This window comes from Chitinophagaceae bacterium (genome assembly GCA_030053935.1).
Lineage (GTDB): Bacteria > Bacteroidota > Bacteroidia > Cytophagales > JASGCU01 > JASGCU01.
This window is the reverse complement of record JASGCU010000059.1, coordinates 1-14513: the sequence shown is the minus strand read 5'-3', so window position 1 is coordinate 14513 and position 14513 is coordinate 1. Positions and strand designations below refer to the sequence as shown.

Sequence of the window (14513 nt, the reverse complement as noted above, 5' to 3'; positions counted from 1 at the left end):
CTTCACCAAATACTCGGGCAAGATATTTTTGTGATAATTCTACCCAAATTTGTGGGGTAAAAAAACTTCCTCTTCTCTCTCGAACATCTTGTGGGACTAGTAAGTCCCTTCTTTCCACAATAAAATTCCAATAGATTTCTTTTGGGGGCCTTTGGTATTTATTCCAAAATTCGTGATGAGCTTTTTGGTTATCCGAAAAACCTACGGTGCTACTACTGAACAAACCTATTTCATCTATATTTCTTTCTAATTCATAATGGTCTTTTTTGAGGAGAACGTACAAATCGGGTTTGAATGTTTCGTTTTCTTGGGAGAGCAGGTCTGCAACATAAAAATCGACCTCAAGAATTTTATTTTTTCTTGCTTTATCCCAATCCATAATAGAAATGGTGGGTTTTACTGAGATACGCCATTTGTGGTAGACAAAAATAAAATTATTTTTATCTATTTGTATTTTGGATGCTTCAGTTTTTCCTGTGATGAAGTTGGTTTTTATAAAGAGGTGTATTTCTTTTCCATCTTGTTCAAAAGAAAATTGGAGAGAATTTTTTTCTAAAATTGTTTTTACTTGTTCGTAGAGTTTTTGAAATTCTTTGGTTTCATGGTTTGATGGGGTAACATTCCAGTTAAAATCATTTTGATAAAAGGTCTCTTGAATATCCCAATAGGGAATGAAAGCAATTTTTTCAGAATCAAAAGCTCCGAGAAAAGCAGGGGGTAAGTATTTATCAAAGGTGCGTGCTTTTCCAATGGTGAGTATAAGTTGCACTATTGCTTTATAAATATCAGACGATCCTTTTTTTGCTTCTGCCCAAAAGAGAGATTCGGGTTCAAAGAGTTCTTGTTGGTTTTGTTGCCTACAAACGCAGAAGTCCACATTGCCAATAATTTTGGTGCAGTTATATTCTTTAAAATAATCTTGTGCTATTCTGTTTTTTAATTCTTCTTCTCTCATAATATTGTATGGTATGTACTATTAAGTAATTGAGTATATTTGGTGAACTAAATTATTGTATTCTCTTTTCTCAAATGCAATTCCAAAAATATTATTTTGCTACACCTTCTTTTAATCGTTCTGTGCTTTCAGTAATTTGCAATTGTTCTATAAAGTCTTCAATTTTTCCGTCCATTACTGTGGGAAGATTATAAACAGTATACCCGATTCTGTGGTCAGTAACTCTGCTTTGAGGATAATTATAGGTTCTAATTTTATCTGATCTGTCTCCGTTTCCGACCATGGATTTTCTTTGAGCACCTATTTGTTCTGTATGTTTTTTGAGCTCCATTTCATAGATGCGAGAACGGAGAATTTTGAGTGCTTTATCAAAATTTTTTATTTGAGACCTTTCATCCTGACAGCTTACCACTACACCCGATGGAATATGTGTTAATCTTACCGCAGAATAGGTTGTATTTACGGATTGTCCACCTGCTCCAGAGGAGCAAAAAGTTTCTTTTTTGACATCGTTCATATTTATTTGCACCTCCACATCTTCCATTTCGGGTAGAACTGCCACTGTTGCGGCAGATGTGTGAATTCTTCCTTGTGTTTCCGTATGAGGGATGCGCTGCACTCTATGGACTCCCGATTCAAATTTCATTTCGGAATACACATTATTTCCAGTTATTGTAGCAACAATTTCTTTATACCCACCTGCTGTTCCATTCGTAAAGTCAACTATATTGATTTTCCATTTTTTATTTTCTGAATAACGTTGATACATTCTAAACAAATCTCCCGCAAAAATAGAAGCTTCGTCTCCTCCTGTTCCCGCTCTTATTTCTAGTATAGCATTTTTACTATCGTTCGGATCTCTTGGTATCAGAAGTTTTTTGAGTGTTTCTTGCATCTCTTCTTCCTGAGGAACTAATTCCTCTAATTGCCATTTTGCTATTTCTCTTAATTCTGCATCTTTTTCATTCTCTAAAATTATTTTTGCTTCTTCTATTTCCGAGAGTAATTGCTTATATTTGTTAAATGGTATAATTATTTTCTCTAATTCTTTATATTCTTTATTTATTTTTGCATAATATGACATATCATTCATAGAATTAGAATCCATTATCAGATGCTTTACCTCTTCGTACCTTGTTTTTATTTGTTCTAATTTTTGTATCATTGCGTTTAAATTTAATGTTTATGATCGCACACAATATCGGAAGCTTTTTTCCCCATTCCGTTACACTCGGTGCATGTTTTTTTAAGTTCTTTTTTTCCTTTACATTTACTGCATAGTGAAAGCCCTGTTCCTCTACATTTATTGCATGTGGAGTAATGGTCTTTATCCATTAATGATTTTTTTATTAAGACCCCTTGTCCTTGGCATACCGGACATTTCTCCTTCCCTAAACCATTGCAGATACTACATTTTTCTGTTTCTTCTCTCTCTCCACCACATTTTGGACAACTTATATAACGCATACCTAAATCATCACAGAGCTTACAAGCATCTATATTGACTAATTTTTTATCTACTTTTGCTTTTATAATAAGTATTTCGTTATAAAATTTTCCAGATTTTTTAGTAACAGCTATGTATTGTTTTATAAAATTTCTACTATTGGTGTATTTTTCATTTTCGTACAGGACAAGGGAAAAGTAATATATAATATCCGGAGATACTACCTCTTGAATTTGTAACATATCTCTCAATTTTTTCTCTGCTTCTTGATATTTTTTCGCTTGTATTAATATCTTTATTTCATCTTCATAAGTATAATACACATCGCTTTTTTGGGCGTAGATATTTAATACTTGTAAAAGAAAAAATAACATATACAATACTTTTTTTATCTTTCCCATACATCTTTATTTATTTGTGATTCTAATACTATTTCTTCTGAATCGGGTATGTTTGAAAAAAAATTTATTCCCGATATCATTTCTATGCTATCTATGGAAACAGCAAAATTCATATAATTTTCTTTACTATTTTCATTTTTGAGAAGGAACGCTATAGCTTTCTTTTCGGGTTCGGTATAATCTAAAATTATTTTATAATAATACGAAGGAACTGCTATTTTATTGTATTTACCTATTGTCTTATGATTTTTTTGTACAATAGGACCTGTGATTATATACACTTTCTCATGTATAACAGCCCAATCTCTTACTTTTTCTTCTAATTTTTTCCATATACCTCTATTAAACTGAGGAACTTGAGGACTCATGTTGCTCATAAAAAAACTTTCCTCCATCGCTCCTTCATCCCATCTAAAATCTGCCGCTGGACAAAGATGTCCTCTATCATAACCTGATCTTTTATAATCATCGGGCGAAGCCGACCTCGTTATAATAGCAGGATCTTCCATAAACCTATTATTACGTTTTACTTTTTTTGTAAGAACTTCATCTTTTGTAAGCTCATACCCCGCCCAAAGTGCTTGCTCATATTCCTCTTTATATACCAATGAATATGCTTTGTGATGTATTATTTCATCAGAATTATGTTCGGGGTATAAAAGGGTATCGGATTCTTTGCCGTAAGAAGAGACCTTTTTTTGTTCGAATATACAATAGAAACAAAAAATAATAAGGATCAAGAGAGTAAAAATTACTAATGTAAGAGAGTATCGTTTTTTTTTCATTTTTTATAGTATGTAAAAGGTATATTATAAAAAAAAACAGAAGTAAAGAAATACTTCTGTTTTTAAAATCTATTCCCGTAATAAAAACTGCTTTTGAATACTACTGAGTTGCAGTAGAATCAGCAGGAGTTTCTGTCGCAGGAGCTTCTTCCATAGGAGCTTCTGTTGCAGGAGCCGCTTCTGTTGGAGTTTCTGTGGATTCTTTATTTTCTGTCTTTGAACTACAAGCAGAAGCAAATAAAATCCCTGCTAAAAATAAATAAGATATTCCTTTTTTCATCTTTGATAAAATTAAAATTTAGTTAAATAAATATAAAAATAAGTATAAATTAAGTCACGAGGCACTTTTCATTTTAACAACGAATTATACCTTTCATAACTTTATGTAATATAATTGTTTTTATAATACTTTTGCATAATTGATAAAAATATTATTTTTTATACGTTTTTTATATATAATTATTTAAAAAAAATAAAAAACTTAAACAATTTAATGAATAGTTTCTTTTTTAGTATAAAATATGTTAATCCTCTAAAAAATTTCTTTCTTTCCGTAGTAATACATTCTTTTCACATACACTCTTAATAATATAATGAACAAAAATAATTTTAAAATACACTTTCTTCTCTCAAATAAAAAAAAATATCTCATCTCTTTTCTGTTTTTATTATCCGCATGTAATACACAGCAAAAACAAGAAGCACATCAAAGCAATTCTATACAAAAAAACTCATTGGAAAAAAAAGAACGTCCAAAAATCCTATTCTTTGGAAATAGTTTAACCGCAGGATACGGATTAGATACAGAAGAATCTTTTTCATCTGTACTACAAAAAAAAATTGACTCTCTTTTATTAGATTATACCTGCATAAATGCAGGAGTAAGTGGAGAAACAAGCGCCAGTGCTTTGACAAGAATAGATTGGTATTTGAAAGAATATTTTCCTATCATCGTATTAGAAACAGGTGCAAATGACGGACTGAGAGGTATTACTCTTACGGAAACAAAAAAAAATATAGAATCTATTATTTTAAAAATAAAAAAGAAAAGCCCTCATATACATATTATCTTAGCTGGTATGCAAATACCTCCCAATATGGGAGAACAATATATATCCGAGTTTCAATCTCTTTATCCTCAAATATCTACTCAATTTAATATTATTCTTATACCTTTTTTATTAGAAAATGTAGCAGGTATTCCTGAACTAAATCTACCCGATGGAATCCACCCTACCGCAGAAGGACAAAAAATTGTTGCTGCAAATGTTTGGAAAAAACTATATCCACTCCTCCAATAAAAAAAAAGAGAGACGAAACCTCTCTATTCCCTCTGAACAAATACTTACAAAATGATACTTGAACTTCATAATATCTCATTTCAATATACCAATGCAGAATCGGAGGTATTAAAAAAAATATCTTTTTCTATCCAAAAAGGCAGCATTATGGCTCTTACGGGAGAAAGCGGAGCAGGCAAAACAACCCTCCTTAAAATAATTGCAGGAATAGAAACTCCATCTGTAGGAAAAATTTTTTGGAAACAAAAAAAAATTATCTCCGCCCAATCCCAACTCGTTCATGAAAATAAACAAATCAAACTATTAGATCAAAATCTTACTCTTCAACCCCATATCTCTCTCTTACAAAATTTAGAATACAGCATACGTTCCTTTCCATACGCAGCAAAAAAAAAACGAATAGAAGAACTCATAGATATATTCCAAATCAGCGAAATAATACATAAATATCCAAATGAAATATCAGGCGGACAAAAACAAAGAATCGTATTTGCCATTACCATAGCTCCCTACCCGCAATTACTACTCCTAGACGAACCATTTGCTCATCTTGACCCACTTCTCAAAAAAAAATTATTCCCCATTCTGAAACATATATTTTATACTCAAAAAATAACTGTTATACTTGCAACACATCATATAGCAGATATATTTTTTTTCTCGGATAAGTTGCTTCTCCTCAAAAATGGAGAAATAGAGATGTTTCAAAATACAGAATCTCTTACAAAAAATACTCTCTCTGATTATGTTTCTTCTTTTTTTGGAACACCAAATTAAATAGGAAAGGTTATTTCTTCCTCTTTAAACATTTTTTATAACCATATTTGAGTCCACCCCGAAAAGTTAATTTGGATATATTTATAATTTTGTAAAATTTGATTATCAATAGTTTTAATTATCAGTATTTCTGTAAAAACGACTTTTTGGAGAGGAATCAAATATACATAATTTTTTTAAATTTGTCTTTACTGTAACATTCTAAAAAATAGATAAATAAACATAGGTAGTTACAAAAAATGTAAAGAGCCATTACTTTTAAAGAGTACAAAAGGGGGAGGGTAATATATTGTATGGTGTCTTTCAGGCAAATAAATTTTTGAGAACTTCTGTTATATTTCCGCAGGGAAATATCTTTATATTAAATTTTTTATCTAAAAGTGCTTTAGCATTATATTTAGATATATAAATGGATTGAAATCCTAATTTCTGTGCTTCTTGGATTCTCAATTCTAATCTTGTTACGGTGCGGAGTTCTCCCCCGAGTCCTACTTCTGATGAGAAACATATTTTGGAAGAGATGGGTTTTTCTTTGAAAGAAGATATAATAGCAATACAAACAGCAAGATCTATTGCAGGATCATCAATTTTTAATCCTCCTACGATATTTAAAAACACATCTTGATGCCCTAATTTGATCCCCACTCGTTTTTCTATCACAGCAAGGAGCATACTGAGTCGTTTTATATCTAATCCTGTGGTGTTTCTTTGCGGGTTCCCATAAGCAGAGGAGGATACTAATGCTTGAATTTCTAAGAGGAGAGATCTATTTCCTTCTACGGTAGAGGCGATGGATGTTCCGCTGGATTCATAATCTTTTTGATTTATTAAAATATCCGATGGGTTTAGGACAGGTTTCAGTCCTTGAGAGTTCATTTCATAGATTCCTATTTCAGATGCGGAGCCGAATCTATTTTTGAGAGAGCGGAGGATTCTATATACCATTTGTCTCTCCCCTTCAAATTGTAGAACGGTATCCACAATATGTTCTAACACTTTTGGTCCTGCAATTGCTCCATCTTTGTTTATATGCCCGATAAAAAAAACAGCGGTATTAGTTTCTTTTGCAAATTTCATAAATTCGGTAGCACATTCTTTTACCTGAGAGATACTGCCTGTGGAGGATTCTAAGCTATCGGTATAGAGTGTTTGCACGGAATCCACAATAACGATTTGAGGAGAAATATCCTTTATGTGAGAGAAAATTTTTTGTGTATTTGCTTCGCATAAAAGGAAGCATTCGTTGAAAGGAACCCCTATTCTTTCTGCACGCATTTTTATTTGTTGCTCGCTTTCTTCCCCAGAAATATATAATACCCTTATGTTATGCATACTGAGCGCAAATTGGAGTAGGAGAGTGGATTTTCCTATTCCTGGTTCGCCACCGATGAGAACAAAAGATCCAGGCACTACTCCGCCTCCTAATATTCTATTAAGTTCGCTATCTTTACAGGGTATTCTTACAAAATCTGAGGCAGATACTTGAGAGATAAGTATGGGTTTATGAGCAGTGGATGCTTTTATCCACATTTTTTCTTTTTCTTCGGTTTTTTCTTTTTCTATTTGTTCTTCTACGTATGTATTCCATTCGCCGCATATAGAACATTTTCCTATCCATTTGGCAGATTGTGTTCCACAATTTTGACAAAAAAATGCTGTTTTTATCTTTGCCATTTACTCATTATTTATTTTATAATATTCTTGAAATAATACTAATTCTATAGCTTTTTTCAATGCTTCATTAATAGGGTAAAAAAGAGTTCCTAATTCAAAATCTATAGACCTCAGGCGTGCTTGATAATCTGACATAATAGGGATATATAAAGAATTACTTTTTATTTGTTCTTCTATGGCTGTATATTGTTCTGTTTTTTGTTTTATAATAGAACAGGTGATGTACCTTTTACTTCCATATTTATCTGTTCCCGCTGAGAATCCAAATAACCTGCATATAAGTCCTCTATGGGGATATTGCGAGCAAAAACCTTTTTGTAAAATGGTATCTTGGGAATAGAAAAGAACACAAATGGAAGTAGGGGAGAGGTTTATCTTTTCTAACAAGGAGTCGGCAGTTCCTTGTTTATATACCCAGTACGCAAATGGAATAAACTCTAATATGGTAGCTGTAATATCGGGCTTAAAACAACATTTTCCGCATCCCGTCTTGCATTGTATGCCTGTTTTTGTTTGAAATCCTTGTATATCAGTATCGAGTTCGGAAAATAAAATTTCTACTAATTGTGATTTTTCAGTGAGAGTCATTATGGAATGTACGTATGGAAAGATGGGTAGTATTTTTTACTTTTTATTTTATTTAAACTTCTCATATTATTTTGATAACTTTTCTATATGAGCTTAATATATTGAGAAGCACAATAAACCCTCTCATCTTACTGATGATAATCTTTTATTTCCCCTTCTACGTCCACTACTTCATTTTTCAGATGAAGAATACCAACTCCTAAGCTTTTGGCTTTTTTTATCACCGTTTCATCATACGAAAGCCCCGCAATGAATAGATAAATATGCTCTCTTAACATAACCCCTCCATATTTTTGAAACAATGGATACTGTTTCTCAAGAAACTTTTCTAAATCTTCATTTTTAAAACGATGCTTTGTCTCCACAAGTGCTACACTATGTCTATTGACCAATACTATATCTATCTCTGTAGCATCGTTTCCAATGTCATTAAGGACCTTTATTTTTGTATGCACATAATCAAAACGAATGCCGTTGAGAATAGGATTATTTTTAACCCCATCAGCAAACATTTCTTCCACTCCCATACCGATATTAAACCCTAAATTATCCATAGTAGATTGTAATCTTTTATAACCTTCCTCGTTTTTTTTATGAGCTTCTTCATTTTCTCTTTTGAGAGCTAATATCTCTTCTTCATTTCTTTTTTTCAGAGCCGCTAGTTCTTCTTCATTTTTTTTACGAGTTTCTTCGTTTTCTTTTTTCAGAGCAGCAGTTTGTTCTTCCAATAATCTAATATTTTTTTCTACTTCTTTAATGGTTCTTTTGTCTTTATGCATTCTTTTTAGTAATTAATTTTGTTTTGTATTTATTGTATGAGTTCACCTTATGCAAACATTACCTTCAAAAAGTTTATGATAACATTTTTAAAAGGTAAAGATATGAAATTTTATTATATTTTTTCGTAAGGTGAGTTATCAATATAGAAAAACAAGTAACTATTTAGCATCTTATAGAAAATTGTTATAAACAAAATAATAATTTAATATATTGAGCACATATGTATAAAATATTCAAAAAATAAGGGTATGAGATATAAAAGTATGTATTACACATTCTCTACAAAGAATTTCAGCATCTCATAATGCTTGGTAAATAGTTACAAAAATAATAATAATTACAAGTATTTTGTGTTGATTTTTAAATAATGAACGAACAAAAACTTTTCGGAGTGGACTCAGTTTTTAATTTTTTTTATTGTGCAATGAAAGGAACAAATATATGATTTTTGAAAATAATATTCTTTTTGAGGATAATCATCTTTTAATAGTAAATAAGCCATCGGGCATTTTGTCTCAGGGGGATTCCACTCAAGATAGTTCTCTTATTGATTTTGCAAAAGAATATATCAAGAAAAAATATGCAAAGAAAGGAAATGTATTTGTGGGTTTGGTTCATAGGATAGATAGACCTGCAAGCGGTATTGTAATGCTTACGAAAACCTCAAAAGCTTTGGAAAGAATGACACAAGCATGGAGGGAAAGGGTTGTTGAAAAAAAATATATTGCTATGGTAGATCGTGTTCCCCAAAAAAATGAAGGAATTGTGAGGAGCTGGTTGGAAAAAGATGTATCTAAAAATAAAGTAACTTCTTATAATTATGAAAAAAAGGGAACTGTTTTTGCGGAACTCTCTTATAAAGTATACTCAAGAATGAAAAATAGAGCTGCAATAGAGATACAATTGACCACGGGCAGACCTCATCAGATAAGAGTTCAGATGCGGGAGATAGGATGTTGTATAATTGGCGATGTAAAATATGGATATACAAAGAAAAATAATGATGGAAGTATTCTTTTGCATGCATATGAGTTGTCTTTTACCCATCCCGTGAATGGAAACTATATTAATATAAAATCCACTCCCGTATGGCTTCCAGAATATGATGGTAGTTAAATTGATTTTTAGAAAAATATGGCTTTAAAGATATTAGGAATAGAAAGTTCTTGTGATGATACCTGTGCTGCTGTGACAGAGGATGAAAGAATACTCAGTAATGTGGTGGCAAGGCAACTAATACATGAAAAATATGGAGGTGTTATTCCCGAAGTTGCCTCTCGGAAACATCTTTTGAATATAAGTATGGTAGTAGAAGCGGCATTACAAGAAGCAGGAGTAAAAAAAGAAGAGTTGAATGCTGTCGCTTTTACAAAAGGACCTGGACTTATGGGGTCATTGATGGTAGGTTGTTCTTTTGCAAAAGCATTTTCATGGACTTTGGATATTCCTCTCATTCCCGTGAATCACTTGCAAGGACATATATTAGCAAATTTCATAGATGCTCCTAAACCGTCATTTCCTTTTCTTTGTTTGACGATAAGTGGAGGACATACGCAGTTAGTAGTAGTGCATGATTTTTTTCAAATGGATATTATTGGGGAGACAAAAGATGATGCCGTAGGGGAAGCATTTGATAAGACGGCTAAAATCATGGGAATACCTTACCCAGGAGGGGTTGTCATTGACCAACTTTCTCAAAATGGTAACCCGCATTCATTTCCCTTTCCATCTACCAAAGTTGCTGGCTTGGATTTTTCTTTTTCGGGGATAAAAACAGCGGTTCTGTACTTTTTAAAAGAGAATATGAGTAAAAATCCTTCTTTTATAGAGGAAAATAAACATGATATCTGTGCAAGTATTCAATATACTTTGGTTCAAATGCTTCTGAAAAAACTCATTCTTGCTTCTGAAAAGACAAATATAAAAAATATTGCTGTTGCGGGTGGAGTGGCTTCCAATTCTTTTTTACGCAAACAATTACAAAAAATTGCTGAAGAACGAAATTGGAATATTTTTATTCCTCATACACAATATTGCACCGATAACGCAGCAATGATTGCCATTACAGGATACTATTTATATAAAAAAAACAAATTCTCTCCTCTCACAGAATCTGCAGATGTGAGGATTCCTTTTTTGGAAATAGTTTCTTAATAATTTTTAATACAATATGTAAAAAATATTCATAAGGAAAGACCATGAAAAATGAATAATAAGAGTTCTCTGATGAGATCTATACGAAATTAATCTACGAATGGAGAGAAACATGAAAACAACTTGCAAATAAAGATAGAAACAAAAGTTTATGAGTCTAGGCTTTTGAAAGAATAAGAATCTACAATATTTTTTTCATTTGATTTCTAATATCTATAAAATAAAAAATAATATACATAACATTAATCACCCATGGGAACGTATAAAAAGATATTTATACCATATAAAGAATTAACCATAGAAGAATTGAACGATGAGGATAATAATTTGATGCATTTGTGTTTAAAAGCAAGAGAAAATGCTTATGCGCCTTACTCCTCATTTTTAGTAGGTTGTAGCGTTTTGTTAGAAAATGGCTCTATTGTTTGTGGAAATAATCAAGAGAATAGATCCTATCCAGAGGGGCTTTGTGCAGAAAGAGTTGCCTTATACTCTGCGTCTTCTCAATTTAGAGGGATAGGTATCAAAAAGATTTTTGTGTGCTGCGGTGCTAAAAACAGCAAAACTCTCTCAAAAGCTCACCCATGTGGAGGATGCCGACAAGTTATGTTAGAGATGGAACAAAAACAAAACACTCCTATACAAGTTTTTTTCCTGTATCCCGATAGTCAAGTCATAATGCTTGATACTGTGAAACATCTTCTCCCTTTTGGATTTGAAGAAATATTATAGATTTTTCCATTCGTATGCACCTATATCAGGGAGAGAATCACGTTTATTCCCTTTGATATCATACATAATGTTTGATTGGAGTTGCTTACCCATATTGATAGCAAGAGAATTTTTTTTCAAACGAAAATCATATCCAGATTCATTGACAAATAGAGAATCAGCATTTGAAAAAAAAATATTACCAGAGATACGCTCCGTATTGAGAGTAAAAATATCTTTTGAAATATTTACTGCATTATTATGTGCATCAAAAATAAAATTTCTCGAAGTTACTCCGAATCCAACTGAATCCCCTTTACTTCCCGACAATATATTATTTGCCATAAATACAAAGAGAGGCGTTCTTTCAATGCCACTGAGAGAATCATCTGTAAAGATAAAAGGATATTTGTCTTGTTGAGAAATAAAAGTACAGTGCTGATACGTATAAAATCCTCCGCTTACATTTGCTACCAAACTCTTTCCGCAGTTATATATAAGAGTATTGTAACAATAAACATCACTGCTGAAAGCAAGTATCCCATAAGAACTTATGTTAGCAATAACACTATGAGATATAGTTACATCAAAGGTATTATTTGCATCAGGGGAACCTACTCTCATTCCCGCAGTAGCATTTGTTATGATAGTGTGATTAAATATATTTTCACTGCTTCCTTCCAATATGTAAATAGTACCCCACTGCCCGGGGAGATTCTTATAATCCCCATCTTGTCTAAAACTAGTAAAGGTAATAGGGTTTTTCGGAGTACCATTACAAAGTATTGTCCCCGCAACAAATATATTTGCTTTATTTCTCAAAAAAATCTTGACACCTGCTTCTATCGTAAGGGTAATATTTTTAGGAATAATAAACGTATCTTCTATAATATAAGGAAGATTATTATTCCAAAAAGTATTTGCATCTAAAACACGGGTGGTATAATGCACATTTTGGATATATGCTTTTATGGGATGAAAAACTATATCTCCTATGGATATGGATTCTTGAAAAAGATACGAACCCCGCGGGACATTCTGAGGAACAAAAAAAGAAATAAGAATCAATATACTATCATTCGGAAAGATTTTGATATTTGTAAATTCTGTTCCCTCTACCCCATTGACGGTAAGTTTGATAAACGAGTGATTTCCTTTGTTAAAACGAATAAACGGTATAATAATTCCCGTACTTTCATTATTCAAAATCTTTACTCTTTTTGTAATACTTATTTTTCCAACAAGAACAGTATCAAAATCTGTGGTATCATTGGAAAAAGAAACATTGTTTTTTTGGATATTTTCATATATAATCTCTTCAAAAAAACAAGCATCTGCAAAACAAAAAAGCAATGCACAGATAAGTATGTTTTGTATTGTTTTCATTGTTTTAGCAGATGACTTGGTAAGGGTAAAAAACAGGAAAGTAAATATATGTTATTGGGAATAGGTGACCCTGTATATACAATTTGCTTTATCATCCGATATGAGCATAGAACCATCAGGTAATACAAGCACATCAACGGGTCTTCCCCACGCTTCTTGTGTTGATTCATCTAACCATCCATAGATAAAGGGCTTATAAGAGATTGCTTTTCCATTTTGAAGTTTTACATTCGTAATTCTATAGCCGCTTTTTTTAGATCTATTCCAAGAGCCATGCTCCGCAATAAAAATACTTTCATAATATTCTTGTGGAAACATTTTTCCCGTATAAAATTTAAGCCCAAGGGGAGCAACATGCGCACCTAACTTCTGCATTGGTGTTGTAAAGTCACTACAAGGAAACTTTCCTCCATATTCAGGGTCAGCAATTTCTCCTTCATGACAATATGGATACCCAAAATGCTCTTTTAGAGACGATACTTTATTCAACTCACAGCTGGGTATATCATCGCCTAAATTATCCCCTCCATTATCTGTAAACCAAAGTTCTTTTGTTTTTGGATGCCATGTGAAACCAACAGTATTTCTTACCCCTCTCGCTACAATTTCTCTCCCCGTAGCATCGGCATTCATTCTCGTAATAGTGGCGTATATCTCATTTTTACTTTCACAAATATTACAAGGTGCCCCTACGGGAATGTATAATTTCCCATCAGGTCCAAAAGCAATATATTTCCATCCATGATGCCTATCAGTAGGATAATCATCATATATGAGTTTTGGATCTAATGGTTGTGATTTTAACAAACGAGATTCTATTGCATCATAACGCCACAATTTACTTACTTCCGCAACATACAGAGAGCCGTCTTTGAAAGCAACACCATTCGGCATTTTCAAACCTGTGGCTATAGTATATTGTGTATCCACTATAAAATCTCCATCTGTGTCTTTTAATCCGTATACTTTTCCTTCATCTCGCGACCCTACAAAAAGCATTCCGTTAGTTCCCATAACCATAGACCTTGCATTGACTACATTTTGGGCATAGACGGATATTGTGAACCCTTTAGGTAAAATGAGAGATGAAATGCCTAAAAACTCATCTTTCTTCTGTGCAGAGCAGTTATGAAATAAAAAAATAACTACTCCAATAATAATATTTCTTACGGATATCATATTTTTATGTTTTAGTTTATGAAAATAAATAATAATACACTCATTTGTGAGAACTTTTAAAGATATATTTAGAATTGCGTCTAAAAAAATCTTATTTTCACAATGATAATACAAAGCAATACATTTTCTCATTTTATATATTTCTTTCTTATTTTTCCACAAAAAAAATCTATTTCTTTCTGTTTCTCTGTGTTTAATAAAAAAAGATATTTTTACATCTTTTTATTCTAAAAGAACCCAAAATATATTGCAAATACTTAAAAAGAGAAAAATATATTGCTTTGTATTATTTTTGCGAAAAAGAATAGAATTTAGGAACGTTCCCCAATTGTAAAAATACCGTTTAAAAAACAAAAATAAACGTGAAATATCAAA

Annotated in this window: 15 protein-coding genes; 5 read left to right on the top strand and 10 right to left on the bottom strand. The window is 32.0% G+C overall.

The annotated features are described in order from the left end of the window. The 5 genes from QM536_06930 to QM536_06910 all read right to left on the bottom strand — a co-directional run. A partial coding sequence (locus tag QM536_06930; GenBank protein MDI9356737.1) for a hypothetical protein occupies window positions 1-955 on the bottom strand: 955 nt, incomplete at its 3' end. 91 nt (window positions 956-1046) lie between these two features. Further along, window positions 1047-2120, bottom strand: a complete 1074-nt coding sequence (gene prfA / locus QM536_06925) for a peptide chain release factor 1 (protein ID MDI9356736.1) — start codon at window positions 2118-2120, stop codon at window positions 1047-1049. A gap of 11 nt (window positions 2121-2131) precedes the next feature. Further along, window positions 2132-2803, bottom strand: a complete 672-nt coding sequence (locus QM536_06920; protein MDI9356735.1) for a hypothetical protein — start codon at window positions 2801-2803, stop codon at window positions 2132-2134. Further along, complete coding sequence (locus QM536_06915) at window positions 2791-3588, bottom strand: DNA/RNA non-specific endonuclease (protein MDI9356734.1); 798 nt, start codon at window positions 3586-3588, stop codon at window positions 2791-2793. The genes QM536_06920 and QM536_06915 overlap by 13 nt, the downstream gene beginning before the upstream one ends. Window positions 3589-3688: 100 nt before the next feature. Continuing rightward, entirely contained in the window at window positions 3689-3868 is a 180-nt protein-coding gene (locus tag QM536_06910; protein ID MDI9356733.1) for a hypothetical protein, read from the bottom strand. Window positions 3869-4181: 313 nt separating this feature from the next. Here QM536_06910 and QM536_06905 point away from each other — a divergent pair, with 313 nt between their 5' ends. Next, complete coding sequence (locus QM536_06905; protein ID MDI9356732.1) at window positions 4182-4889, top strand: arylesterase; 708 nt, start codon at window positions 4182-4184, stop codon at window positions 4887-4889. 51 nt (window positions 4890-4940) lie between these two features. After that, complete coding sequence (locus tag QM536_06900; GenBank protein ID MDI9356731.1) at window positions 4941-5666, top strand: ATP-binding cassette domain-containing protein; 726 nt, start codon at window positions 4941-4943, stop codon at window positions 5664-5666. 303 nt (window positions 5667-5969) lie between these two features. Here the strand turns inward: QM536_06900 and radA are convergent, their stop codons facing one another. The 3 genes from radA to QM536_06885 all read right to left on the bottom strand — a co-directional run bounded on the left by radA (window position 5970) and on the right by QM536_06885 (window position 8707). After that, window positions 5970-7340: a DNA repair protein RadA gene (gene radA / locus QM536_06895; GenBank protein ID MDI9356730.1), complete on the bottom strand. Its 1371-nt coding sequence runs from the start codon at window positions 7338-7340 to the stop codon at window positions 5970-5972. Further along, the gene (locus QM536_06890; protein MDI9356729.1) at window positions 7341-7928 is read right to left on the bottom strand and encodes a YkgJ family cysteine cluster protein; all 588 of its coding nucleotides are present in this window, start codon (window positions 7926-7928) and stop codon (window positions 7341-7343) included. Between the two features lie 128 nt (window positions 7929-8056). Further along, window positions 8057-8707 carry a hypothetical protein gene (locus QM536_06885; protein ID MDI9356728.1) on the bottom strand — a complete coding sequence of 217 codons (651 nt, stop codon included), beginning with the start codon at window positions 8705-8707 and terminating at the stop codon, window positions 8057-8059. A 442-nt stretch (window positions 8708-9149) separates the two neighbouring features. On the opposite strand from QM536_06885, the gene QM536_06880 reads away from it, so the two are divergent. From QM536_06880 to QM536_06870, 3 genes are all read left to right on the top strand, one after another. Next, window positions 9150-9824 (top strand): RNA pseudouridine synthase, encoded by a 675-nt coding sequence (locus tag QM536_06880; protein ID MDI9356727.1) that lies wholly within the window; start codon window positions 9150-9152, stop codon window positions 9822-9824. A gap of 18 nt (window positions 9825-9842) precedes the next feature. Next, window positions 9843-10862, top strand: a complete 1020-nt coding sequence (gene tsaD, locus QM536_06875; protein ID MDI9356726.1) for a tRNA (adenosine(37)-N6)-threonylcarbamoyltransferase complex transferase subunit TsaD — start codon at window positions 9843-9845, stop codon at window positions 10860-10862. A gap of 252 nt (window positions 10863-11114) precedes the next feature. Next, window positions 11115-11594 (top strand): cytidine deaminase, encoded by a 480-nt coding sequence (locus QM536_06870; protein MDI9356725.1) that lies wholly within the window; start codon window positions 11115-11117, stop codon window positions 11592-11594. On the opposite strand, the gene QM536_06865 is transcribed toward QM536_06870, so the two are convergent. Next, window positions 11589-12959 carry a hypothetical protein gene (locus QM536_06865; protein ID MDI9356724.1) on the bottom strand — a complete coding sequence of 457 codons (1371 nt, stop codon included), beginning with the start codon at window positions 12957-12959 and terminating at the stop codon, window positions 11589-11591. The genes QM536_06870 and QM536_06865 overlap by 6 nt on opposite strands. 51 nt (window positions 12960-13010) lie before the next feature. After that, a complete protein-coding gene (locus QM536_06860; GenBank protein MDI9356723.1) occupies window positions 13011-14138 on the bottom strand; it encodes a sorbosone dehydrogenase family protein in 1128 nt (375 codons plus the stop codon). Window positions 14139-14513 lie beyond the last annotated feature (375 nt).

Bases quoted from the DNA above. Each gene is read 5' to 3' on its own strand.
- prfA (MDI9356736.1), bottom strand. From the start codon at position 2,120: ATGATACAAAAATTAGAACAAATAAAAACAAGGTACGAAGAGGTAAAG.
- QM536_06920 (MDI9356735.1), bottom strand. From the start codon at position 2,803: ATGGGAAAGATAAAAAAAGTATTGTATATGTTATTTTTTCTTTTACAA.
- QM536_06915 (MDI9356734.1), bottom strand. From the start codon at position 3,588: ATGAAAAAAAAACGATACTCTCTTACATTAGTAATTTTTACTCTCTTG.
- QM536_06910 (MDI9356733.1), bottom strand. From the start codon at position 3,868: ATGAAAAAAGGAATATCTTATTTATTTTTAGCAGGGATTTTATTTGCT.
- QM536_06905 (MDI9356732.1), top strand. From the start codon at position 4,182: ATGAACAAAAATAATTTTAAAATACACTTTCTTCTCTCAAATAAAAAA.
- QM536_06900 (MDI9356731.1), top strand. From the start codon at position 4,941: ATGATACTTGAACTTCATAATATCTCATTTCAATATACCAATGCAGAA.
- radA (MDI9356730.1), bottom strand. From the start codon at position 7,340: ATGGCAAAGATAAAAACAGCATTTTTTTGTCAAAATTGTGGAACACAA.
- QM536_06890 (MDI9356729.1), bottom strand. From the start codon at position 7,928: ATGACTCTCACTGAAAAATCACAATTAGTAGAAATTTTATTTTCCGAA.
- QM536_06885 (MDI9356728.1), bottom strand. From the start codon at position 8,707: ATGCATAAAGACAAAAGAACCATTAAAGAAGTAGAAAAAAATATTAGA.
- QM536_06880 (MDI9356727.1), top strand. From the start codon at position 9,150: ATGATTTTTGAAAATAATATTCTTTTTGAGGATAATCATCTTTTAATA.
- tsaD (MDI9356726.1), top strand. From the start codon at position 9,843: ATGGCTTTAAAGATATTAGGAATAGAAAGTTCTTGTGATGATACCTGT.
- QM536_06870 (MDI9356725.1), top strand. From the start codon at position 11,115: ATGGGAACGTATAAAAAGATATTTATACCATATAAAGAATTAACCATA.
- QM536_06865 (MDI9356724.1), bottom strand. From the start codon at position 12,959: ATGAAAACAATACAAAACATACTTATCTGTGCATTGCTTTTTTGTTTT.
- QM536_06860 (MDI9356723.1), bottom strand. From the start codon at position 14,138: ATGATATCCGTAAGAAATATTATTATTGGAGTAGTTATTTTTTTATTT.